Origin of the sequence: Lonsdalea populi (genome assembly GCF_015999465.1) — a bacterium.
Classification (GTDB): Bacteria; Pseudomonadota; Gammaproteobacteria; order Enterobacterales; family Enterobacteriaceae; genus Lonsdalea; species Lonsdalea populi.
Window position 1 is genome coordinate 1,087,852 of the sequence record NZ_CP065534.1, and the last position, 23,961, is coordinate 1,111,812.

The 23,961-nt window shown below is 53.0% G+C and carries 20 protein-coding genes, 1 other RNA gene, 1 pseudogene and 1 other annotated feature; of the genes and pseudogenes, 12 read left to right on the forward strand and 10 right to left on the reverse strand.

The features are described from left to right. Positions 1-9: 9 nt before the first annotated feature. The gene (gene amtB / locus I6N93_RS04840) at positions 10-1,302 is read left to right on the forward strand and encodes an ammonium transporter AmtB (protein ID WP_085689883.1); all 1,293 of its coding nucleotides are present in this window, start codon (positions 10-12) and stop codon (positions 1,300-1,302) included. 104 nt (positions 1,303-1,406) lie between these two features. On the opposite strand, the gene tesB is transcribed toward amtB, so the two are convergent. Next, entirely contained in the window at positions 1,407-2,270 is an 864-nt protein-coding gene (gene tesB / locus I6N93_RS04845) for an acyl-CoA thioesterase II (RefSeq protein ID WP_085689915.1), read from the reverse strand. A gap of 209 nt (positions 2,271-2,479) precedes the next feature. Between tesB and I6N93_RS04850 the strand changes: the two genes are divergently transcribed. After that, positions 2,480-3,052, forward strand: coding sequence for a YbaY family lipoprotein (locus I6N93_RS04850; RefSeq protein ID WP_085689885.1), 573 nt, complete (start codon positions 2,480-2,482; stop codon positions 3,050-3,052). A 20-nt stretch (positions 3,053-3,072) separates the two neighbouring features. Here the strand turns inward: I6N93_RS04850 and I6N93_RS04855 are convergent, their stop codons facing one another. Then, a complete protein-coding gene (locus I6N93_RS04855; protein ID WP_085689887.1) occupies positions 3,073-3,393 on the reverse strand; it encodes an MGMT family protein in 321 nt (106 codons plus the stop codon). 162 nt (positions 3,394-3,555) lie between these two features. Here I6N93_RS04855 and ffs point away from each other — a divergent pair. Then, positions 3,556-3,652, forward strand: an RNA gene (gene ffs, locus I6N93_RS04860) — signal recognition particle sRNA small type. 347 nt (positions 3,653-3,999) lie between these two features. Here ffs and I6N93_RS04865 read toward each other — a convergent pair. The 5 genes and pseudogenes from I6N93_RS04865 to I6N93_RS04880 form a co-directional block, all read right to left on the reverse strand. Continuing rightward, the gene (locus I6N93_RS04865) at positions 4,000-4,203 is read right to left on the reverse strand and encodes an HHA domain-containing protein (RefSeq protein ID WP_009114000.1); all 204 of its coding nucleotides are present in this window, start codon (positions 4,201-4,203) and stop codon (positions 4,000-4,002) included. Positions 4,204-4,255: 52 nt separating this feature from the next. Further along, a complete protein-coding gene (tomB, locus tag I6N93_RS04870) occupies positions 4,256-4,624 on the reverse strand; it encodes an Hha toxicity modulator TomB (protein ID WP_085689888.1) in 369 nt (122 codons plus the stop codon). A gap of 1,103 nt (positions 4,625-5,727) precedes the next feature. Then, positions 5,728-6,647 (reverse strand): annotated as a pseudogene (locus I6N93_RS17425) (transposase); the annotation flags it as partial. 241 nt (positions 6,648-6,888) lie between these two features. Continuing rightward, positions 6,889-10,035, reverse strand: a complete 3,147-nt coding sequence (locus I6N93_RS04875) for an efflux RND transporter permease subunit (RefSeq protein ID WP_085689892.1) — start codon at positions 10,033-10,035, stop codon at positions 6,889-6,891. Positions 10,036-10,051: 16 nt separating this feature from the next. After that, positions 10,052-11,239: an efflux RND transporter periplasmic adaptor subunit gene (locus I6N93_RS04880; protein WP_085689918.1), complete on the reverse strand. Its 1,188-nt coding sequence runs from the start codon at positions 11,237-11,239 to the stop codon at positions 10,052-10,054. Between the two features lie 142 nt (positions 11,240-11,381). Here I6N93_RS04880 and acrR point away from each other — a divergent pair, with 142 nt between their 5' ends. Both acrR and mscK read left to right on the forward strand, forming a co-directional pair. Further along, positions 11,382-12,020: a multidrug efflux transporter transcriptional repressor AcrR gene (acrR, locus tag I6N93_RS04885; protein WP_085689894.1), complete on the forward strand. Its 639-nt coding sequence runs from the start codon at positions 11,382-11,384 to the stop codon at positions 12,018-12,020. A gap of 121 nt (positions 12,021-12,141) precedes the next feature. Then, a complete protein-coding gene (mscK, locus tag I6N93_RS04890) occupies positions 12,142-15,516 on the forward strand; it encodes a mechanosensitive channel MscK (protein WP_085689896.1) in 3,375 nt (1,124 codons plus the stop codon). A gap of 55 nt (positions 15,517-15,571) precedes the next feature. Here the strand turns inward: mscK and rsmS are convergent, their stop codons facing one another. From rsmS to miaE, 3 genes are all read right to left on the reverse strand, one after another. Next, a complete protein-coding gene (gene rsmS / locus I6N93_RS04895; RefSeq protein ID WP_085689898.1) occupies positions 15,572-15,736 on the reverse strand; it encodes a pleiotropic regulatory protein RsmS in 165 nt (54 codons plus the stop codon). A 71-nt stretch (positions 15,737-15,807) separates the two neighbouring features. Then, positions 15,808-16,344 carry a primosomal replication protein PriC gene (priC, locus tag I6N93_RS04900; protein ID WP_085689900.1) on the reverse strand — a complete coding sequence of 179 codons (537 nt, stop codon included), beginning with the start codon at positions 16,342-16,344 and terminating at the stop codon, positions 15,808-15,810. 30 nt (positions 16,345-16,374) lie between these two features. Continuing rightward, positions 16,375-16,590 (reverse strand): tRNA isopentenyl-2-thiomethyl-A-37 hydroxylase MiaE, encoded by a 216-nt coding sequence (gene miaE, locus I6N93_RS04905; protein ID WP_085689920.1) that lies wholly within the window; start codon positions 16,588-16,590, stop codon positions 16,375-16,377. Between the two features lie 155 nt (positions 16,591-16,745). Here miaE and I6N93_RS04910 point away from each other — a divergent pair, with 155 nt between their 5' ends. From I6N93_RS04910 to adk, 7 genes are all read left to right on the forward strand, one after another. Beyond that, positions 16,746-17,114 (forward strand): DUF454 family protein, encoded by a 369-nt coding sequence (locus I6N93_RS04910; RefSeq protein ID WP_085689902.1) that lies wholly within the window; start codon positions 16,746-16,748, stop codon positions 17,112-17,114. Positions 17,115-17,289: 175 nt separating this feature from the next. Continuing rightward, the gene (gene apt / locus I6N93_RS04915; RefSeq protein ID WP_085689904.1) at positions 17,290-17,835 is read left to right on the forward strand and encodes an adenine phosphoribosyltransferase; all 546 of its coding nucleotides are present in this window, start codon (positions 17,290-17,292) and stop codon (positions 17,833-17,835) included. Positions 17,836-17,909: 74 nt separating this feature from the next. After that, positions 17,910-19,919 carry a DNA polymerase III subunit gamma/tau gene (dnaX, locus tag I6N93_RS04920; RefSeq protein WP_085689906.1) on the forward strand — a complete coding sequence of 670 codons (2,010 nt, stop codon included), beginning with the start codon at positions 17,910-17,912 and terminating at the stop codon, positions 19,917-19,919. Next, positions 19,246-19,310 (forward strand) — a sequence feature (DnaX frameshifting element). (Overlaps the previous gene by 65 nt.) A gap of 37 nt (positions 19,920-19,956) precedes the next feature. Further along, the gene (locus tag I6N93_RS04925) at positions 19,957-20,286 is read left to right on the forward strand and encodes a YbaB/EbfC family nucleoid-associated protein (protein WP_026738860.1); all 330 of its coding nucleotides are present in this window, start codon (positions 19,957-19,959) and stop codon (positions 20,284-20,286) included. Then, positions 20,286-20,891, forward strand: a complete 606-nt coding sequence (gene recR / locus I6N93_RS04930) for a recombination mediator RecR (protein ID WP_085689908.1) — start codon at positions 20,286-20,288, stop codon at positions 20,889-20,891. The genes I6N93_RS04925 and recR overlap by 1 nt, the downstream gene beginning before the upstream one ends. A gap of 163 nt (positions 20,892-21,054) precedes the next feature. Next, entirely contained in the window at positions 21,055-22,938 is a 1,884-nt protein-coding gene (htpG, locus tag I6N93_RS04935; protein ID WP_176222573.1) for a molecular chaperone HtpG, read from the forward strand. Between the two features lie 172 nt (positions 22,939-23,110). Further along, entirely contained in the window at positions 23,111-23,755 is a 645-nt protein-coding gene (gene adk / locus I6N93_RS04940; RefSeq protein WP_085689912.1) for an adenylate kinase, read from the forward strand. The last annotated feature ends 206 nt before the right edge of the window (positions 23,756-23,961 follow it).

The following is a 23,961-nucleotide window of genomic DNA, read 5'->3' on the forward strand; positions in this document are numbered from 1 at the left end:
TGAATGAAAATGAAAAAACTATCCTTCTTGTCTGGTCTGGGTACCGCAGCTATGCTCCCAGCATGCGCCATGGCAGACACTGCAGCACCAGTGATTGATAAAGCCGATAATGCTTTCATGATGATTTGTACTGCTTTGGTGCTTTTTATGACCATTCCGGGTATTGCGCTGTTCTACGGCGGTTTGATTCGTTCTAAAAACGTCCTGTCCGTACTGTCCCAGGTTATTGTCGCCTTCGCGCTGGTTTGTCTGCTATGGGTCACCTATGGCTACAGCGTTGCGTTCAGCTCTGGCAACGCCTTTTTCGGCGGTCTAAGCAACTTTATGCTGAATGGCATCGATATTAATTCTCAGAGCGGTACGTTCTACCAGTACATCCACGTCGCCTTCCAAGGCTCCTTCGCGTGCATCACCGTTGCTCTCGTAATTGGTGCTCTGGCGGAGCGTATTCGTTTCTCCGCCGCGCTGATTTTTGTGGTCCTGTGGCTAACATTGTCCTACCTGCCAATGACTCACATGGTATGGGGTGGCGGCTATTTGGCTGCTGACGGCGCCCTAGACTTTGCAGGTGGCACTGTAGTGCATATCAACGCCGCAGTTGCGGGGCTGGTTGGCGCGATCTTGCTGGGTAAACGCGTTGGCTTCGGCAAAGAAGCATTCAAACCTCATAATCTGCCGATGGTGTGCATCGGTACCGCTATCCTGTATATCGGTTGGTTCGGCTTCAACGCCGGTTCTGCCAGTTCTGCCAACAATATCGCCGGTCTGGCATTTTTGACAACGGTGATCGCTACTGCGGCCGCGATTCTGGCTTGGGTGGTTGGTGAATGGGTTCTGCGTGGCAAGCCTTCTCTGCTGGGCGCATGCTCCGGTTGTATCGCAGGTTTGGTTGCGATTACGCCTGCAGCGGGCACGGTCGGCGTAGGCGGTGCGATGGTCATTGGTTTCGCGGGCGGCTTTGCTGGTCTGTGGGGTGTGACAGTGTTAAAACGTTGGCTGCGTGTTGACGATCCGTGCGACGTTTTCGGCATTCACGGCGTCTGCGGTATCGTCGGCTGCATTCTGACGGGCGTCTTCACCTCGTCTTCCTTGGGCGGCGTAGGTTACGCAGAGGGTGTCACCATGGCCCGTCAGGTCTGGGTACAGCTGTTTAGCGTGATCGTTTCTATCGTATGGTCTGGCGTAGCCGCATTCATTGCCTTCAAAGTCGCTGATATGGCCGTTGGTCTGCGCGTACCGGAAGAGCAAGAACGTGAAGGGCTGGATGTTAACAGCCACGGCGAAAACGCATACAACCAATAATCAGTATCTGGAGGCGTGTATCGCACGCACGCCTCGACTGCCACAAAAAACCACCCGTCGGTTACTGCGGGTGGTTTTTTGTGGAAAGTCATGAGGTAGAGCGGTTATGCGTTGCGTCGCCGAATGACGCCCTCTTGCATGCTGGAGGCAATAAGCACGCCGTCTCGAGTGTAGAACTGGCCTCGGACTAACCCTCTGGCACCGGAGGCCGATGGGCTGTCGACCGCATAAAGCAGCCAGTCATCCATACGGAATGGTCGATGGAACCACATTGAGTGATCGATAGTGGCGACTTGCATACCGGGCTCGAGAAAACCGACGCCGTGGGGTTGGAGTGCAGTCAGCAGGCAATTGCAGTCGGAGGTATATCCCAAAAGGTACTGGTGAACACGCTCATCGTCAGTCAGTTTACCGTTAGCGCGACACCAGACGTGGCGGATAGGCGGTTCAACTTCCCCTTTTAGCGGGTTATGGAATTTTACCGGTCGCATTTCGATAGGGTGTTCTTTAGTGAACGTCGCTTTCAATTGAGGCGGCAGCAAATGAGCCAGACTCTGGGCTATATCTTGCTCCGAAGGCAAGCTTTCAGGCATAGGCACCTGTGGCATCACGCTCTGGTGTTCAAAACCCGACTCTGGCTGCTGGAATGAGGCGGTCATATGAAAAATAGGACGGCCATTCTGAATTGCATCTACACGAAGCGTGCTGAAGCTCTTACCTTCGCGCAGGGTAGTAACCTGATAGATAATGGGCTTATGACTTTCTCCCGGCAAAAGAAAGTAGCAGTGGAAAGAGTGTACGCTGCGTTGCTTGGATACTGTCTGTTTCGCCGCCGAAAGCGCCTGACCGACAACCTGGCCGCCAAAGACTTGTCGCAACCCTAAATCCTGACTTTGACCACGAAATAAACCTTCCTCGATTTTTTCTAGATTCAGCAAATCGAGAAGCTGTTGTAGTGCCTGACTCATCATTATCAGCCTTGTCAGTAATACGCCATGTTGCGGGTCCTTGTAGCGATAACCACATGACCCCACTTTTTTGTTTTTGGTTCTTTCTGTCATCCCTTATGAAAATATCAAGATATTGAACCATAATTAAAACGCCGAGTGGTTCTTGCTACTTAGCGGTCATCGGTTTTCGCCGAAGGCCAGATAAATGATAAAGGGAGACTTACCAAATGAAATTATGGCATATCTTGGGCGGTATCATGGTATCGATCGGCTTGGTTGGGTGTGCAGATAAAAGTGATAGTGGTGTAGCTCCGGATGTCAGAGGCCCTATCCCGGCGAGTGGCAGCTATCTGCCCGGTATTGCGCAGCCTTCCGTGACCGGTACGGTGAATATTCGACAAAAAATCGCACTGCCAGCGGATGCTGTGTTAACGGTGACCGTTTCAGATGCCTCATTAGCTGACGCACCTTCGAAAATCATTGCCCAGCGGGTGACATTGACTCACGGAAAACAGTCGCCTTTCAACTTCGTTCTGCCTTATAACCCGAACGATATCCAACCTAACGCACGAGTGCTTTTGAGCGCTGCAGTCGCCATCAACCACCGTGTCACACTGATTACAGAAAGCGTTGTTCCTGTTATCAATAATGGCGTTCGTTCCGCCGAATTGACCTTGGTTCCGGTGGAGTCTGTTCCTGTGCCGGCTAACCCGTCAGTACCGTTAGCGGCCGGAACGGATGTCCACAGCGGAGCTACGGTGCCGCCCCTTGGCGGTACTACCGTGTCACCGATCCAGTAATCAACGGCGGGCGAGCAAATTTACTCGGTTGGTCGCCAACGAAATAGGTCGAGATCAATTTTGCCTGCCAAATTAAATCTTATTCCTTCCGTCACCAGCGCTTTTTTTTGGCGCTGGTGACTAGGTCCCGCCAACGATAGCTCGCCTTTTCGATTGACCACCCGGTGCCAGGGGAGCGTTGTTCCTTCAGGCAGATTACGCAATACTGCGCCGACTTGACGAGCAGCCCGCGGCGAACCGGCCAAGTGCGCAATATCCCCGTAGGTTGCGACTTGACCAAAGGGGATCGCCGCAATGATATGAAAAACGCGTTGTCGAAAGTTATCTTCGTGGGGCGACATAGCGTATGGATATCCTGTTTGCCATGAGACTGATAAATAGCGCATGGTATCAAGCAAGTTATGGATAAGAAAACAGCGGTTACGTTGTGTCGGCTTGCAATTGACTAGGCCATCGCTGATAATGCCCACCGCTTCGCAGTGCGGAGCCGTCAATGGAGGCCCTGTTGGTTCTCCCGCAACACTAACCTGTGGACTCGGTCAGGTCCGGAAGGAAGCAGCCGCAGCAGGCGATGTGTGTGCCGGGATGTAGCTGGCGGGGCCTCCGCCATTTCAGATGTTTCCTGCCTCTTTTCCCTTTCTTGTTTTTTATTTTTCAGAATGACCGTTGTTTAGGAATCTGACGTTACCTTGTTTTTAATTTATTGGACGCTACCGGATTTAAGCATTGAAACCATTGAAGGTAAGTTTATAAAAAGACATATCTCAATCGGTAGGGTGGTGTTTCATGAAATGGATGTTAAGTTGTTTCAGATGAATTAAGGAAGAAATACGCACATACGAGTTGTTACTAATTTTAGCATATTGCTTAATTTTTCTAATAAGAAAAAGGCCGATCATGATATCGGCTCAATGTACTTTTAGCTTAACTTGGGTGATTAATACGTATTAACGCACGTATTTCCATACGGCGGTGGGAACTTTATCGTAGAGCTTATTCATGGTCAGCTCGGCCAAACGGTGGTCCGCCGCGGAATAGAACATTTCTAACTCATCGTTTGAGAGTTCATACTTGTTTTTTTCAATAACTCGTTCAAGAGTGTCAATGGTTGTGCATTTGCGCAAACGCATCAAGTAATCTATTTTTTTCATAATAACCTTTATGATTTTTCCTGGGTTAAATAAGTATAAGGCAAATAATTTCTTAAGTTCTTACTGTTGCATAGTTGCTCTTTTCTGAGAGCATTCTGAATAATTGCGACTTAGATTTTTGCCATCTCCGCAGCTCTGCATCATTAATGCCGTAATTGCTAAAAAGAATATAAGTATCGTCTAGATATTTTTCAACCCGCATGTACAACTCTTCATCATCCGGATATTTAATTTTATAGGTGCCAATAAAGGCCGCAATGTGCTCAATAAGTTCATTGAGTTGAAGATTTATTGCGGAGGTCGGATCATTCACCCAGCCGTGATTACTGTCACCTAGAGTCGCGATACTTTCATCGCGCAGATTCTCACACAAGAATCTGAGTTGGGCAATATCATAATGTTTGGGTGAGTACTCATCCATTTCAATCCCTCCGTTAAGCCATGGTTCAGTCTTACTTAGGGTTTACTCCTGCCTTAGCAGGTAAAGCGATGAATTGCATAAGAGAGATTACACTCTGCCGTCCTCAATAGACCAACTAAGGATAACACGGTGAATGTAAAGAATGTCCTCACGCCATTGTAAAAATCATTCCGTAACAACTATAGCAAAGAACGTGTAGGTTCGCACAGCGCGGACATTTTATGTAGCAATTGCTGTTATCGAACTCACCGTTTAAATTTTGTAATGTATTCATTGAGTCACAAGACTATTTAAAGTCCCTTTTAAGGGTAGTCTTTACGATGTTAATTAGTTTTCCCAAAATTGAATGTAAGGCATTTATATAAAGTGTAACAAAAATAGCATCAGAAAATTACAACGGTGTTGACTGAAAGGCGGGTGGTATAGGGACTCTGATTCTCCTATGGGGGTCAAAAGGCCGACGGTGCTTAAAGGCAATAGAACAAAATAGGCTGATTCATTAACAGTTAGTGGGTTACCTAATTGTTAAAACCACAAGAGCGAGAGAGGTTTCTTCAAGTTTGATTGTTTGATTATTGATTGCAGCATAGAAGTCCGATGAGTTATTCATTAGTTTTTTTTATTTTTCTGGTCCTGAACCGCAATAAACCGAGGGTTACTTTTACAAATGACGTAAATTTGTCGTGCTGTCTAAAACGATCCAATCCTTGTGGAGATTCTAGCGCTGCGCAGTGAGCTTAATACCTGCATGAAGTTTCCCCCGTCTTTAAGATATAAGAAAACAACTTTATCTTTTTTGGGAGCGTATTGTGCCTCCCTTTTTGAATACTCATTTGCTCATCTGCGCAGTAAAGATGAGAGGCTATAGAAACCTCAATGGTGACACTGAGATAAAATTTCTCCTCATATTCATGGTTTTTTGCGTTGTTATCCTGGAACCTGCGGTGTAGTTGGTGATTACGCTGTTGTCATGGGAAAACAAAGTGAGGTAATGGGGAGGCATATATTAAGTAGTATTATATGTCATTTTTCATGTTATGTTATAACAAAGATCGCCCTTTTTTTATTTGCCGACCACTGTGACTTGTAGTCATGGGGTTCTTTTAAGACTGCAGGTCGAGACTGAGATATTTTGGCCTTTCATGCCATGAGACTTTCAACGCCATCTTTTGCCTCTGGTTAGGCCTTATCGGCCCGCATTCTGCCAGTAGCAGCAGACAAAACAGCATCATCTTCCTCATATTCTGCGCCGTCGCCGCCAGCAGGCATTGCACCCACTTTCTTCATCCCCAGGAACCGCGCATAGCAATAGCCATGATGTTGTTTCGCATCCGTGAAGCTCCGTTCTAACGTATCCTTGCGCCGCGCGTATATCGTTTTACCCCATTTTGTCTACCTTAGCGCATTCGCTTTCTCCTTTGCCTCTTCGCGCACATGTCGGGTGAGAGTCTTCTGCATCTCACTGTTTTTTATGTGCTTACTTCGAAAATGGAAGGCAGGGCATTTTCCGGCATCAGACCATAGTGTCGGTAGCCGTTACGGTCTGTTGTACTGTACATCAGTCACTTTTCCGCTATAAGGCTGGCTGTCATGCACGTTGCCCGGTGTGACATGTGTATCCATGATGATGCCGTATTTCTCCTCTGTCGCGCGGTGCTAGATGGAAGAAGCGCTGCGGCTTGTTGTCCCGGTGTATGAAGCCGCTTTGCGGGGCGGTGCTGACTCGGGTGTTCTTAACGGAGGCTTCGCTTTTCGTCTACTTTTTTATGGCGGGCGGCGGTTTTTTTCGTGTTTTTCCGGCCGGCCTCCACTGCGGAGTTAAGCTGTTCCATATATTCGTTTACCCTTTCAGGGCGCCATTCGTTTACCCCCCTTGCGTGGGTTGGCGTTGGCTTTCAGGTACTGTCGGTATAAAGCGCCCGGCCATTGGCGATACCATTTACCCGCGCCAGCTCGACGACAGGGCCAAAATCTGCTGGACGACACTGCTGTCTTTGAAGTAGCGGAGGCCGTTCTCGCTGAGGGGGCGGTGTGCGGATAAATTTAAGTCGATGGCGGCATCAATCTTGCGTACCAGATGGTCTTCGGGGGTCTTCGAGGGTAACCATTTCTAACGGATATTGCCGTGGGGGCGAGTTCTCTGAGTATGGAGGTCAGTCCGTTTTTGCACTGACCATATAGATCAAATTCCTGGCCGGGAGGCCAGGACTTTGTCACAGTTTGGAGAGGCCGCTTTAGCGGCCTATTTTGACTGAGGATGCGAGTCAGTGCTGGTCGGGCTGGTGTCCTGTATTCTCCGCGCCTTTCTTTTTACTGAAGCGTCGACTGACGACGACATAAAAGACGGGCACGAAGTAAATAGCCAAAATGGTGGCGGTCAACATCCCGCCCATGACCCCCGTACCTACCGCGTTCTGAGCGCCGGAGCCAGCGCCGGAGCTGATGACCAGCGGCACGACGCCCAAAATAAAGGCTAGGGAAGTCATTAGGATGGGGCGCAAACGCATCCGCACGGCATCAAGCGTTGCTTCCACCAACCCTTTCCCTTCTTTTTCCATCAGGTCTTTCGCAAATTCCACGATTAGGATGGCGTTCTTGGCCGATAGCCCAATGGTTGTGAGCATCCCTACCTTAAAGTACACGTCGTTTTCTAACCCGCGCATACTGGCAGCGACGACGGCCCCCAAAATCCCAAGCGGCACAACGAGCATGACGGAGAAGGGGATCGACCAGCTTTCATATAGTGCGGCAAGACACAGGAACACGACGATAGCAGAAATGACAATCAGTGCCGGCGCCTGGTTCCCTGCCAGACGTTCCTGATAAGACATCCCCGTCCAGTCGAAATTGACCCCTTCAGGCAACTGCGAAGCCAGCTCCTCCATCAGCGCCATCGCTTCACCGGTACTTTTTCCCGGTGCGGCTTCACCCAGAATTTCCATCGAGGGTAAGCCGTTATAACGTTCCAGACGCGGGGAACCATATTCCCAGTGGGCTGAGCCAAAGGCGGAGAACGGAACCATCTGGCCGGCGGTACCGCGCACATACCAATTCTGAATATCGCCAGGGAGCATGCGGAACTTCGCATCCGCTTGAACGTATACTTTTTTCACCCGGCCGCGGTCAATGAAGTCATTGACGTAACTTCCCCCCAGCGCGGTCGCCAACGTCGAGTTGATTTCATTCAGCGTGACGCCCAGCGCAAGCGCTTTCTCCTGATCGATATCCAGACGATATTGCGGTGTATCTTCCATGCCGTTCGGACGGACGCTCTCCAGCGTATCTGGATGCTGAGCGACCATGCCCAACAGTTGGTTACGGGCCTGCATCAGCTTGTCATGACCCAGGTTGCCCTGGTCAATCAGTTGGAAGTCGAAGCCGCTGGCGGTACCCAGTTCAACGATGGCGGGGATGTTAAACGGAATGACCAATCCTTCTTTTATCTGGGAGAAGGCGGCATAAGCACGGCCGGCGATGGCATCGACCTTATTTTCCGCTCCGCTACGCTCATCCCAGTCTTTTAGGCTGGCAAAGGCGATCCCCATATTTTGTCCGCGTCCGGCGAATCCGAAACCGTTGACGGTAAAGACAGAGTTAACGTTGTCCTTTTCGTTATTCAGGTAGTAAGCATCAACCTTATCCATCACTTTTTGTGTGCTTTCCTGCGTGGAGCCAACGGGCAACTGCACCATGGTGAGCAACACGCCCTGGTCTTCTTGAGGCAGGAATGAACTGGGAAGACGCATGAATAGCAGACAGAGACCAATGACCAGCAGCAGGTAAATCACAACATAGCGACCGCTGCTGCGCAGAATATTGGCAACGCTGTCGGTGTAGTGATGCGTGCTTTTTTCAAACAGGCGGTTGAACCAGCCAAAGAAGCCTTTGGTTTTGCCGTGACCATGATTATCAATGGGTTTAAGCAGCGTGGCGCACAACGCTGGTGTCAGGATCAATGCCACCAGTACGGACAGCACCATAGAGGATACGATGGTGACTGAGAACTGACGGTAGATGGCGCCGGTTGAGCCGCCGGAGAAGGCCATCGGCACAAACACGGCGGACAGCACAAGTGCGATCCCTACCAGCGCGCCTTGAATCTGGCCCATGGATTTCCGCGTCGCTTCTTTTGGTGATAGTCCTTCTTCCGCCATAACACGTTCGACGTTTTCTACAACGACGATGGCGTCATCCACCAAAAGACCGATAGCCAATACCATGGCGAACATAGTCAGGGTATTGATGGAGTAGCCAAATGCCGAGAGGATAGCAAATGTCCCCAGCAATACGACCGGCACCGCAATGGTCGGGATTAGCGTTGCGCGGAAGTTTTGCAGGAACAGATACATGACCAGGAATACCAGCACGATGGCTTCAATCAGCGTTTTCACCACTTCGTTGATAGAAATTTTAACGAACGGCGTGGTGTCATACGGGTAGACGACCTTCAAACCGGCGGGGAACTGCGCCTGAAGTTTTACCAGCTCGGCTTTAACGGCGTTGGAGGTATCTAGCGCGTTGGCCCCAGTCGCCAGTTTGATGCCCAGACCGGTAGCTGGCTGTCCGTTGTAACGGGCAACGACGCTGTAGTCCTCACCGCCCAATTCTATTCTGGCGACGTCTTTCAGTCGAACCTGCGAACCGTCTTGGTTTACGCGAATAAGGATGTTGCCGAACTGCTCGGTATTGTTAAGTCTTGTCTGAGCGATAATCGACGAGTTCAGTTTTTGCCCAGGCACCGGCGGCGTGCCACCTAACTGACCGGCGGCAATCTGCGTATTCTGAACCGTGATCGCCGAAATCACGTCTGACGTGGTCATCTGATAATTGATCAGTTTGTTGGGATCGAGCCAGATCCGCATGGCGTACTGGGCGCCAAACAGCTGAGTATCGCCGACGCCGGTGACGCGGCTGATAGGGTCTTTGACGCTGGAGCCGACGTAATCCGCAATATCCTGTTGGGTCATGTTTTTATCATCGCTGATAAATCCGATGACCATCAGAAAGCTGCTGCTGGACTTTTGTACGCTGACGCCTTGCTGCTGAACTTCCTGTGGTAAAAGCGGCATGGCGAGCTGCAACTTGTTCTGCACCTGTACCTGCGCGATGTCAGGGTTAGCTTTGGCATCGAAGGTTAACGTGATCTGAGCGTTACCGGACGAGTCGCTGTTCGATGACATGTACAGCAGATTATCGATGCCGCTCATGTTCTGTTCGATGACCTGCGTTACCGTATCCTGCACCGTTTTGGCGTCAGCCCCCGGATAAGAGGCGGTCACTTCAACGGACGGTGGCGCAATGCTCGGATATTGGGCCACCGGCAACTGCGTTATCGCCAATAGCCCGGTCAGCATCACCATAATGGCAATGACCCATGCGAAGATGGGACGATCTATAAAAAACTTAGCCATAGATTACCGGCTCCTGTTAAGACTTGGCGGGTTGGGGTTGGGGCTGCTGAGTGCTGTCTGATTTGACTTCCTGCGCTGTCACCACCATACCGGGTTTAATCTTTTGCAAGCCGGAAACAATCACGCGATCGCCGGGTTTGATGCCTGAAGTCACCACCCACTTGTCGCCAATAGCCTGAGCCGTGGTGATCGAGCGGACTTCAACTTTGTCGCCTTCACCCACGACCAGTGTGGAAGCATCGCCGCGAGGGGTGCGGGTGACGCTTTCCTGAGGCACCAGAATCGCGTTTTGATTAACGCCCGCATCCAGACGCGCACGAACGAACATACCGGGCAGCAGGTTGTGTGAAGGGTTCGGGAAGATAGCACGCAGTGTGATGGAGCCGGTGGTTTCATCTACGGTCACGTCGGAAAACTCCAGCGTACCTTGCTGATCGTATTCGGTCCCATTTTCTAGCGACAGACGGACGTTGGCTTTACCGTTGGCAACCTGGATCGTGCCACTTTTTAAGTCGTTCTTAAGCTGCAGAAAATCATTGCTGGACTGCGTCACGTCCACGTAAATGGGATCGAGCTGCTGAATAGTGGTGAGTGCGGTCGTTTGAGCGCTTGAAACTAAGGCGCCTTCGGTGACGGTTGACTTGCCAATGCGGCCTGAAATTGGCGCGGTGACTTTGGTGTAATCGAGGTTGATCTGGGCTGAGTCTACGGCGGCTTTACCGGAAACGACCGTTGCGTCAGCCTGACGGGAGGTCGCGACGGCCTGATCGTAATCCTGCTTGCTGATGTAATTGGTGCCTAGCAGAGGTTTGTAGCGGTTGACGGTCAAACGCGCGACTTCGGCGTTGGCCTGCGCTTCCGCCAGCGTTCCTTTCGCGCTATTGAGCTGTGCCTCATAAGGCGCAGGGTCGATTTGATACAGCGATACGCCAGCCTGGACGTCGCCGCCTTCCACGAAGTTACGCTTGAGGATAATGCCGCCGACCTGAGGACGGACTTCAGCCACCCGGAAAGAGTTGGTGCGTCCCGGCAGTTCGGTGATGATATTCAGAGGTTGTGCTTTTATGGTGACAATATCTACTGCCGGAGCGCTTCCCGCTGCGTTGTCTTGGCTTCCATCCTTATTATCACATCCTGTGAGTACTAAGCCGCCAGAAAGCATCAGCACCGCCGCCAGAGGCAAAAGCCTTCTGTTTTTATTCATAAAATAAGCCTCAAGATTCCGATTCGAGAATTGATCAATGGATAACCAGCCCAAACCCATTGCTGCGATAATATCCAGTGCATGCTATGGTACATACATACACGAATGTATGTAAATCGCACCTTTCAGTTAAAATAATGCTATGGCACGAAAAACCAAAAAACAGGCTGAGGAAACCCGCCTCCATATTATGGAGACGGCTCTACGCCTCTTCTCCGAGCACGGTGTCTCTGCGACGTCATTGTGTGACATTGCGGTCGCTGCGGGTGTAACACGAGGTGCTATTTACTGGCATTTCAGAAACAAAACTGAGCTGTTTAATGAAATTTGGGCGCGCTCAGAAACAAAGATGACTGATTTTGAAACTGAGTATCATGCAAAATTTCCGGATGATCCACTTCATGTTATGCGCGAACTACTCATTTATATGCTTAAGCAGATTGAATGCGATGGCGAGTGGCGCTCAATGATGGAGATTATTTTTCATAAATGCGAGTTTATCGGAGAAATTCGCTCGTCTTGCCACGGACGTAAAGCAATCCACCTCGACTGTTACAATAAAGTGGATATTTTGCTGAATGGCTGCATTCTCTCCGGCAAATTACCCGAGAATACGGATGCCCGCCGGGCGGCTATTGCGCTGCGAGCCTACCTGTCGGGTGTGATGGAAAACTGGTTATTTATGCCGGAAAGCTTCGAATTAAGCACCGAAGCGCCATTTCTAGTTGATGGCCTGATTGATATGCTACGTTTTAGTCCTGCCATGCGTCAGGCCCGCTGACCTGGATAATGTCTGCAAATCGTAAATACCGTTACGTTTCCCCACGGATTCAGATATCTCGGCCTGACCGAGGCATGATAAACTCGATGTATCTCCGCCCCTACCATTACGATGATGTGCCATGAGTTTCAGGTTCCCTATTTTGCGCCAATTCCACTCCTCTTTTCCCCGCGTGGCGGATTCCATCCTGTGCTCCCTGTCGACACACCTTTGGATGATATGTCTGGCGTTGACCGTGTGCGCGCCGGCGTTGGCGGTCATGAATGATTTACCGGTCCGCAGCGATATTCAAAACCGTCTCGACACGCTAAATAAACAAAAAAGCCAGTCTCCGGCTGACAAGCTGGTTATGGAAGATTACACCAAAACGCTTGACGTGCTGGACGCAATAGAACGGGTTAAGCAGGAAACCGCGCAACTGAAACTCCAGGCGGCGCAAGCCCCGACCAAGCTGCGTCAGACCAGCGATGATTTGGCGGCGCTCACCACATCGCCGGAAGTCTCGCTCACCTCTCTCGAGTCTTTTTCTATTAAACAACTGGAATCGCGGTTAAATGATACGCTGGCTGGCCTGCAGTCGGCGCAGGAAAACCTCTCCAGTTACAATAGCCAGTTGATTTCGCTGCAGACGCAGCCGGAAAGAGTTCAGAGCGCCATGTTGACGGCCGCGCAGCGCAGCCAGCAGTTGCGCAATCAGCTTAATGGTCTGGAGCCGGGTCAGGCGACGTTGCGGCCTAGCCAGCAAACACTTTTATTGACGGAACAGGCTCTGCTGAACGCTCAGATGGAGCAGCAGCGCAAAAGTCTGGAAGTGAACACAACGCTGCAGGATATGCTGCAAAAGCAGCGTGATTACACGGCGGCCCAGATTAACCAGCAAGAACGGATGGTGCAGGCGCTGCAAAATGTGGTCAGCCACAAGCGTCTCAACCTGTCGGAGAAAACGGCCAAAGAGGCGCAGACGTCCGGCGAGCTGCAGCGCATTCAGGAACATCCGTTAGTCAAGACGGAAATGGAGACCAACCGACAGCTCAGCCAGCGATTAATTGCCGCAACTGAAGCCGGAAATACGCTGGTGCAGCAAAGCATTCAGGTAAAAAACTGGTTGGATCGCGCCACGCAGTCCGAGCGTAATCTGAAAGAGCAGGTCACCGTACTCAAAGGCAGCCTGCTGTTGTCGCGCATCTTGTACCAACAACAGCAAAACCTCCCTTCGGCAGATGAACTGAGCGACATGAGCACGCAGATCGCCGATCTGCGCCTGGAGCAGTTCGACATCAACCAGCAGCGCGATGAGCTGTTTCGCGGCGATGAATATATTCAGAAGTTGCTGGCGCGCAGCAATGCGGCTTCCGACAGTGAAGTGACCGATGCGCTGGAGCAGATTTTGGACATGCGCCGGGAACTGCTCGATCAGTTGAACAAGCAGCTCGGCAACCAGCTCATGCTCGCGATCAACCTGCAGATCAACCGGCAGCAGCTTGGCAGCGTGAATGCCTCGCTGCAAAGAACACTGACTCAGCAGATCTTTTGGGTCAACAGCAACAAGCCGATGGGCTGGAGCTGGCTGAAAGAGTTTCCGTCCTCGCTTAAACAGCAACTGCACGGCATCCATATCGGGGTTAAATCGGAACAGTTTGTTCAGGGGGCTTTACGGTCTTTGCTTTATGTTGTTCCGGCGATGCTGCTGGTGGGGCTGATCTTCTGGCGTCGAAAATCTATCGACCATTATCTCGACAAATTGTCTAAAGACGTCGGACAGCTCAAACGCGACAGCCAGCTACATACCCCTCAGGCTATTCTGCTGCTGCTGATTAAGGTGCTGCCCGTCACGCTGATAGTTCTGTGCGTGGGACTGTGGCTGGAACGCTCCGGAGGGCAAATCGGCGAATTTGCGTGGTTGCTGAGCCAAGACCTGGCGCTGTTCTGGCTCGTCTTTAGTCTGGCCTGGCAGGGATTGAAGCCCGGGGGCATGTTTGAACGGCATTTCAACTTTGCTCCCTCATTAAGTGCTCACTATCGCAGGCAGACGCTGCGGCTGGGATGTGCGCTGCTGCCGCTGATTTTTTGGTCTGTCATCGGCGAACAGATACCGTTGTATCTGGTGGACGACGTTATCGGACAGTTGGTTATTGTCCTCAATTTAGTGCTGCTGTCGGTGCTGGTATTTCCGCTTTGTCGCGATAGCTGGCGCGATAAGGACCGTCACTCGATGCGTTTGATTGTCGTTACGGCGATCGCGCTGATGCCGCCGTTTTTGATTGTGCTGATGTTTAGCGGTTACTTCTATACGACGCTACGCCTGTCCGGGCGTTGGATCGAAAGCCTATATCTGCTGATTATCTGGAATGTGGTCTACATGGCGACGATCCGCGGACTGAGCGTCGCCGCCCGACGTCTGGCTTATCGTCGTGCGCTGGCCAGGCGGCAGAACACGGTCAAAGAGGGCGCAGAAGGAAGCGAACCGGTGCCCGAAGCGCCGCTGGCGCTGGAACAAATCAGCCAGCAGTCGTTGAGGTTGACCACTATGGTCCTGGTCATGGTTTTCTGCGGAGCTATCTATGGAATTTGGGCGGACCTGGTGACGGTGTTCTCGTATCTCGATAGCGTCACCCTGTGGCACTACAACGCGTCCGTGGGTGGCAGCAACGTCCTGCAAGCGGTAACGCTCGGCAACCTGCTGTTGTCGCTGGCGGTGATTGTGATTGCCTACGTCATGACCCGCAATTTACCGGGGCTGCTTGAAGTGCTGGTGCTTTCCCGATTGCAGTTGCGGCAGGGGACATCCTACGCCATTACGACGATATTGACCTATCTGATTACGTCAATCGGCGCGGTGACCGCCCTTAGCTCGCTCGGCGTATCGTGGGACAAACTACAGTGGCTGGTCGCGGCGTTGTCCGTCGGGCTTGGGTTCGGTTTACAGGAGATCTTCGCCAACTTCGTCTCCGGTCTGATCATTCTGTTCGAACGACCGGTGCGTATCGGCGATACCATTACCATCGGTACGTTTTCGGGAACGGTCAGTAAGATAAGAATCCGGGCGACGACGATTACGGATTTTGACCGCAAAGAAGTGATTATCCCCAACAAAGCCTTCGTGACGGAACGTCTGATCAACTGGTCGCTGTCTGACACTATTACACGCGTCATCATCAGCATCGGCGTGGCCTATGGGTCGGATCTGGATAAGGTGAAATCCGTTTTGCTGCAGGCCGCGCGAGAAAATGCCCGAGTGATGATCGATCCGGAGCCACAGGTGTTTTTCCTCGCGTTCGGCGCCAGCACGCTTAATCATGAGCTGAGACTCTATGTGCGCGAGCTGCGCGATCGCAGTTACACCGTGGACGAGCTGAACCGGGCCATCGACCGTCTATGCCGGGAAAATGACATCAATATCGCGTTCAATCAGTTGGACGTGTATTTGCACAACGAGCAGGGCAAGGAAGTGAAGGAAGTGTCGCGTCCGCTGCCGGAAAATCCATCGCCCTTGTGAGTGCCTGAAATAGCCGGAACAAATGCCTGAAACGTCTGTTCCGGCCGAACAACCGCTAGTCGGCTGAGAGATCGCCCTGTCCCTGAGATTTGTGCAGATAATCCTTACGTACAATGTCGAGTGCGGCCAGCACCACCTCGGGTTCAATCTGGTTGGTCTCAAACAACATGATGAGATCCACCGCCAGTTTGACTTCAGGTGCTGCATTTTCCAGTGACATAGTGGGTTCACCTTCCCGTTCGCTCGGAATCAGCGTGTAGATATAGCAGATATCACCGCGAGCAACGAGTTTTAGGAACCTAGTTCCCGTCTTTCAATCTGACGCTCCAAACGCGTTAACGCCTGTCGACACCGCGCCAGCCGGCCTTCCAGCGCCGCCAATTCTTTTTGCAACCGCTGTTGCTCGTCAAATGCGGTTTGCTTAATAAGTAAACGTTCACGATCCTGAATCATCGCGATCAAACGCCGTTCATAGCCTTGATGCTCCGCCAGCTTGTGGTAAAGATCGGCGGGCGGCGGTGGGGCGGCAGGGTTTTGTTGCCGCATTTTCCAGGTCCCCAGCTCACGCTGCAGCGCGGTAATCTGGGCCAGCAGTTTCTCGGCCATATAGGCCACTCGGTCGGTGCGATTCTCGGCGACATATTGCCGCAGGTGCTGGTGATTTTGCTTCACTTCGGCCAGATAGTCGCCGAAACGTGTGCCATAACAGCCGAACAGCTGGCGGTCGAAACGGGAACGAGCCGTCGTCATCCCTATCACCGGCGCTATCTGCTCGCCCAGGCTGGCGATCTGATAGTCTAGCGTTTGCAATAGCGTAGAGGTGCTCATTCGGTTGCCCCATTCATCAAGCGGTGAAACTCAGAGGCGGCCGCCGTTAAACACGGGGCTTGCCGCTATGAAATTTAAAATCGTCGTCTGGTGCGCCGCATTTTGCGCCGCTTTCAATTCGCACAGCGTGTGGTCGCATAAGATGGTCGGTAGATTATCGGTTTTTTGTGCCTCGATAACTCCCTCATCAGTCGTTTCAGCCGCTAAAAATAGACAAATTGGGGTAAGAATAGCGCAATCGAACATGAACCAAGCACAGAACAACGGTGGGTTAAACGTGATGCCATAATACCTCCTTTATTGTCATTTGCGACCCTGTTCCGGGATGGTCAAATCGGCGTTGTGCCCGTTACTATATGTGGGCAAGCATTTGGCGGTGCCTATCAGCGGGAGTGTTGTGTATGTATCGGATGATCTTAATCGTGCTGGGATGGCTTGCCGTCGTGCTGGCGACGCTGGGCGTCGTGCTGCCGCTTTTGCCCACCACGCCGTTTCTGCTCTTGGCCGCTTGGTGTTTCGCCCGATCGTCGCCGCGTTTTCACTACTGGTTGTTGCATCGCTCGTGGTTCGGCGGTTATTTACGGCATTGGCAACAGCACCGGGCTTTACCGCCGGGCGTCAAGGCCAAAGCGGTTATGGCGATCGTCGCCACTTTCGCAGTATCGATATGGATGGTCAATATTCTGTGGGTCAGGGGGTTGTTACTGGTAATAATGGCCTGTCTGCTGATCTTCATGTTGCGTCTGCCGGTGGTTGATCGGGAGCAATAAAAGTAAGCGACCAGATGCAGGGCTGTTGCATTTGTCAGCCAGTTTGACTAGATTTGAGCGTTTTCGTGCGCGTCCCGCCTCTATTCCTTTTCCGGCGAAGGATGCGTGATGGCCGCCAGAGCGACACCGGGCGTCCGTTATTCACTGAACAGATTGTTTTATCAGGCACAGGATTATGACCGTAACACAGCCAGAATTAATTAAAAACAGTATCAAGAGCGTTCCCGACTACCCAAAGCCGGGCATACTGTTCCGTGACGTCACAAGCCTGTTGGAAAATCCGCAGGCCTACGCGGCCAGCATTTCCCTCCTGGCAGAGCGTTATCGTCATGCTGGCATCACTAAAGTCGTAGGAACCGAAGCGCGTGGCTTTCTGTTCGGTGCGCCGGTGGCGCTGGCGATGAACGTCGGCTTCGTTCCGGTACGCAAGCCCGGAAAATTGCCGCGCAAAACGTTGAGCGAAAGTTATGAGCTGGAATACGGCACCGATACGCTGGAGATCCACGAAGACTCCATTACTGCCGACGATAAAGTACTGATTATCGACGATCTGCTGGCGACCGGCGGAACCGTTGAAGCGACGGTAAAGCTAATCCGTCGGTTAGGCGGCGAAGTTACCGACGCTGCCTTTGTCATCAACCTGTTTGACCTCGGTGGTCAGCAGCGCCTGGAAGCCATGGGCGTACAGTGTTTCAGCCTGGTCGACTTCCCCGGTCATTAAGCACAACAGTCTCGCCGATGGCGACGAGACTGTGTTAGCATCACCACCTCAATAACTCAACTGTTGCGGTATTGATGAGCTATCAGGTTCTTGCCCGTAAGTGGCGCCCTCAAACCTTTGCCGATGTCGTCGGTCAGAAACATGTCCTGACCGCGCTGGCTAATGGTCTTTCGCTAGGCCGGATCCACCATGCCTATCTGTTTTCCGGCACCCGCGGGGTGGGGAAGACCACTATCGCGCGTCTACTGGCGAAAGGACTGAACTGTGAGGCCGGCATCACGGCAACGCCCTGCGGCAAGTGCGAGAACTGCCTTGAGATCGAGCAGGGCCGTTTTGTCGATCTGATTGAGATCGACGCCGCTTCCCGCACGAAAGTCGAAGATACTCGTGACCTGCTGGACAACGTGCAGTACGCTCCGGCGCGCGGCCGCTTCAAGGTGTACCTCATTGATGAGGTGCACATGCTTTCCCGCCACAGCTTCAATGCGCTGCTCAAAACGCTGGAAGAGCCGCCGTCTCACGTCAAATTCTTGCTGGCTACCACCGATCCCCAAAAGCTCCCGGTGACGATTCTGTCGCGCTGCCTGCAGTTCCATCTCAAAGCGTTGGATGCGGAACAAATTCGCGCCCATCTACAGCACGTCTTGCAGGAAGAGCAACTGCCCGCCGAGGCGCGTGCATTGCAACTGCTGGCGCGTGCGGCGGAAGGTAGCCTGCGTGATGCGCTCTCTCTGGCCGACCAGGCTATCGCTATCGGTCAAGGGCAGGTCACAACCGAAACGGTCAGCCAGATGCTGGGAACGCTGGACGACGAGCAGCCGCTGGCGTTGATAGAGGCGCTGGTGAAAGCCGATAGCGCACAGGTGATGGCCTTGTTGCAACAAGCGGCCTCGCGCGGCGTGGATTGGGAAACGCTGTTGGTGGAAACGCTGACCTTGCTGCATCGTATCGCGATGGTGCAAATGCTGCCTTCGGCGCTGGGCGATGAGTACAGCAGCGTGGCGCCTCGCCTGCGGGAACTGGCCCGCGTCGTTCCCCCTGCGGAAGTGCAGCTCTATTATCAGACCCTGTTGATTGGCCGCAAAGAGCTGGCCTATGCACCGGACCCGCGAATGGGCGTTGAAATGACGTTGTTGCGCGCGCTGGCGTTTCATCCCAGCCAGGTGATCGAAGCGCCCACGCTCGTCACCGTCGCGGCAACGGTAGCCGCCCCGCAGACGCCGACGAACACGGCCAATACGCCGGTGGCGCCGGTTCGTCAGGCTGCGGCCATGCCGTCCGACGAGATGACGCAATCACCTCCGCAGCAGGCGGAGCCCGCTCAGTCGCCGGCGTCCGCTCTACAGACGGCGAGCCATTTACCGGACACGACTGCGCAGCTGTTGCAGGCGCGCAGCCAGCTGTTACAGAAACAGGGAACGCCTCCTCCAAAAAAGTCTGAACCGGCAGCGTCAGGAAGAGTGCGGCCGGGGACGTCAGCGCTGGAACGATTGGCCTCAGTAAGCGAGCGCGGTCAGAAGCGGATGGCGTCGAAGGCAGAAGAAAAACGCGAACCGAAGAAGCCGGAAGCCTACCGCTGGAAGGCACAGAATACGGTTCCGCAGGAACAAAAAGTGGAAGTTGCGACGCCGAAGGCGCTGCGCTCCGCATTGGAACATGAGAAAACGCCGGAGCTGGTCGCCCGGTTGGCGGAAGAAGCCAAAACGCGCGATGAGTGGGCGGCTGAAATCGACCATCTGACGCTGCCGAAATTGGTGCAGCAGTTAGCGCTTAACGCGTTCAGAGAGAGACCGGCGGAGTGCGAGATTCATCTGCATCTGCGTTCGTCTCAACGTCATCTTAACACCAGCGCGGCGCAGCAGACTCTGGCGTCGGCGCTATCGGCGTATTATGGGCGCGATATCGCGCTGACGGTCTCTGAAGATGATAACTCGGCGGTTCGGACGCCGCTGGAGTGGCGACACGCCATTTATGAAGAAAAACTGGCGCAGGCGCGTCAGTCGATCATGACGGATAATAACATTCAGACGCTGCGGCGATTCTTTGACGCAGAGCTGGATGAAGACAGTATCCGACCCGTTTAACTGCTGCTGTAGCAGCCCGAGTGATAGAGAGAACGATATGTTTGGTAAAGGCGGTTTAGGCAATCTGATGAAGCAGGCTCAGCAGATGCAGGAAAAAATGCAGCAGGCTCAGGAAGAAATTGCCAATCTGGAAGTCACTGGGGAATCCGGTGCCGGACTGGTCAAAGTCACCATCAACGGCGCGCACAACTGCCGTCGCGTTGAGCTGGATCCCAGCTTGCTCGAAGACGACAAAGACATGCTGGAAGATCTGATCGCGGCTGCGTTCAACGATGCGGCGCGCCGCATTGCGGAAACGCAGAAAGAGAAAATGGCCGCAGTTTCTGGCGGGATGCAGCTGCCGCCGGGCTTCAAGATGCCGTTCTGATGCAAACCAGTCCGCTTCTTGAATCACTGATGGAGTCCCTGCGCTGTTTACCCGGCATAGGGCCTAAATCAGCCCAGCGTATGGCTTTTCACCTGCTGCAGCGCGATCGCAGCGGCGGGATGAAACTGGCTCAGGCGCTGACTCGCGCCATGTCGGAAATTGGCCACTGCGAAAATTGCCGTACCTTTACCGAGCAGGACGTTTGCAACATCTGTGCGAACGTCCGTCGTCAGGAAAACGGCCTGATCTGCGTGGTGGAAAGTCCGGCCGATATTCATGCCATCGAGCAAACCGGCCAGTTCGCCGGCCGCTACTTTGTTTTAATGGGGCACCTCTCGCCGCTGGACGGCATTGGTCCGGATGATATCGGCCTGAGTCGACTGGAAGAGCGACTGGAAACGGAGAGTATCCGCGAGGTGATTCTGGCGACCAATCCGACGGTAGAAGGCGACGCCACCGCGAACTACATTGCCGAGCTATGCGCCGAGTATGGCGTGATGGCAAGCCGCATCGCCCACGGTGTGCCGGTAGGCGGCGAGTTGGAAATGGTGGACGGCACGACGCTGTCGCATTCGCTGGCGGGACGCCACCCCTTCAAGTTCTGACTGTCCGGCTGCCGAAAATATCGGCAGTCGCACTTTATTCCGCGTTTTTTGCGCCTGAGCGCAATCATTCCCCCTTGAAATCTCCATGTCTGACCCCACCTGTTGCTTATCTGAGAATAAATCAGCCTGAATAAAACACGTTTTGAGGTGAGTCATAATGAGTATGAAAGGCCAAGAGACCCGCGGCTTCCAGTCTGAAGTGAAGCAATTACTGCACCTGATGATCCATTCACTGTATTCCAACAAGGAAGTGTTCCTGCGTGAATTGATTTCCAATGCGTCAGATGCGGCGGATAAACTGCGTTTTCGCGCGTTATCCACTCCCGATCTTTATGAAGGCGACGGCGACCTGCGTGTCCGCGTGTCCACCGACAAAGAAAAACGCACGCTGACCATCTCCGATAACGGTATCGGGATGTCACGCGAAGAGGTGATCGAGAATCTTGGTACTATCGCCAAATCCGGCACCAAAGCGTTTCTGGAATCGCTGGGTTCCGATCAGGTGAAAGACAGCCAACTGATCGGCCAGTTCGGCGTGGGCTTTTACTCCGCGTTTATCGTCGCTGACAAAGTCACCGTTCGTACCCGTGCCGCCGGTGCCGGCGCCGATCAGGGCGTTTTCTGGGAATCCGAGGGTGAGGGCGACTACACCATCGCCGATATCGACAAGCCTGAACGTGGTACTGAAATTACGTTGCACCTGCGTGAAGGTGAAGACGAGTTCCTCGATACCTGGCGTGTGCGCTCCATCATCAGCAAATATTCCGACCACATCGCCCTGCCGGTAGAAATTCGAAACGAAACGGAAAGCGAAGAAGAAGGTGGGGAAAAAACCGTCACCTGGGAGAAAATCAACAAGGCTCAGGCGCTGTGGACGCGTAATAAATCCGATATTAGCGACGAAGAGTATGTGGAGTTCTACAAACACATTTCTCACGACTTCGCCGATCCGCTGACCTGGAGCCACAACCGTGTGGAAGGGAAGCAGGAGTACACTAGTCTGCTGTATATCCCTTCTCAGGCACCGTGGGACATGTGGAACCGCGATCATAAACATGGCCTGAAGCTCTACGTCCAGCGCGTTTTCATCATGGATGACGCAGAACAATTTATGCCGAACTACCTGCGTTTCGTGCGCGGTCTTATCGACTCCAACGATCTGCCGCTGAATGTATCGCGGGAAATCCTGCAGGACAACCGCGTCACTCACAGCCTGCGTACCGCGCTGACCAAACGCGTATTGCAAATGCTGGAACACCTGGCGAAAACCGACAGCGAAAAATATCAGACGGTTTGGCAGCAGTTCGGTCAGGTACTGAAAGAAGGTCCGGCGGAAGACGGCGGAAACCGCGAAACCATCGCTAAACTGCTGCGTTTTGCCTCTACCCATACCGACAGCGCGGCGCAGACCGTCTCGCTGGAAGACTATGTCGGTCGCATGGTGGAAGGACAGGACAAGATCTATTACATCACCGCCGACAGCTATGCCGCCGCCAAGAGCAGCCCGCATCTGGAACTGTTCCGTAAGAAAGGCATCGAGGTGCTGCTGCTGTCCGATCGCATCGACGAGTGGATGATGAGCTACCTGACCGAGTTTGACGGTAAATCCTTCCAGTCCGTCAGCAAGGCTGACGAAGCGCTGGATAAGCTGGCGGATGATGCCGACGAAAGCCAGAAAGAAGCGGAAAAAGCGCTGGAACCGTTTGTCGATCGAGTCAAAAGCCTGCTGGGCGATCGCGTGAAAGAGGTGCGTCTGACGCATCGTCTGACCGATACCCCTGCTATCGTCACCACGGGTGCCGACGAAATGGGCACGCAGATGGCGAAACTGTTTGCCGCCGCTGGCCAGCAGGCCCCGGAAGTGAAATACATCTTCGAACTGAATCCGGACCATGTGCTGGTCAAACGCGCGTCTGACACCACCGACGACGCTCAGTTCGGCGAGTGGGTCGAGCTGCTGCTGGATCAGGCGTTGTTCGCCGAACGCGGTACGCTGGAAGATCCTAACCAGTTTATCCGTCGTATGAACCAACTGCTGACGGCCTAATATCTGTTCTTTCAGCCCCGGTTCTCCGGGGCTTTTTTTTTGCAGGCGCGACCTCCATTTATTTCCGATCGGACGACGGCTGAACCGAGCCCGTTCCTTGAGGATGGCGGTACGGAGTGGTATGGTTTAGCGTTTTTTTAATTTTGTTTAAATTTTCGAGGGGATCTACGCGATGCGTATTATTCTGCTGGGCGCTCCGGGCGCAGGCAAAGGCACTCAGGCTCAGTTCATCATGGCAAAGTATGGCATTCCGCAGATTTCCACGGGTGACATGCTGCGTGCTGCGGTAAAAGCCGGCAGCGAGCTGGGTAAACAGGCAAAAGAGATCATGGATGCGGGCAAATTGGTGACTGACGAACTCGTCATTGCTCTGGTCAAAGAACGCATCGCTCAGGACGATTGCCGCAATGGTTTCCTTTTGGACGGATTCCCGCGGACCATCCCTCAGGCCGATGCCATGAAAGACGCCGGCATCAACGTTGACTACGTGCTGGAATTCGCCGTACCGGACGAACTCATTGTCGAGCGCATCGTCGGCCGTCGCGTACACGCGGCGTCAGGCCGTGTTTACCACGTCAAATTCAATCCTCCGCAGGTGGAAGGCAAAGACGACGTCACCGGTGAAGATCTGACTACCCGTAAAGACGATCAGGAAGAGACAGTACGTAAACGTCTGGTCGAGTACCATCAGCAGACGGCTCCGCTGGTCAGCTATTACCAGAAAGAAGCCGATGCCGGTCACACACAATACTGCAAACTGAATGGCACCCGCAGCGTGAGCGACATCAGCGACGAGTTGGCTCGCATTCTGGGTTAAGTGACATCGCCTGTGGAGGCTATCGCGCGAAAAGAACACTGCCAGACTTAGTCTGGCATTTTTTATGCCCGTCGTTCGGCGTAATGACGCAGATAGCGGCGTGTATTTCGCCGGCATTGCTTCTGGCGATTGTTGATATCGGTACTAACCTCGCTATCGGTCCCGACTCGGGCCGGTTTTTAGCTACAATAAGCGCCTGATCCAGA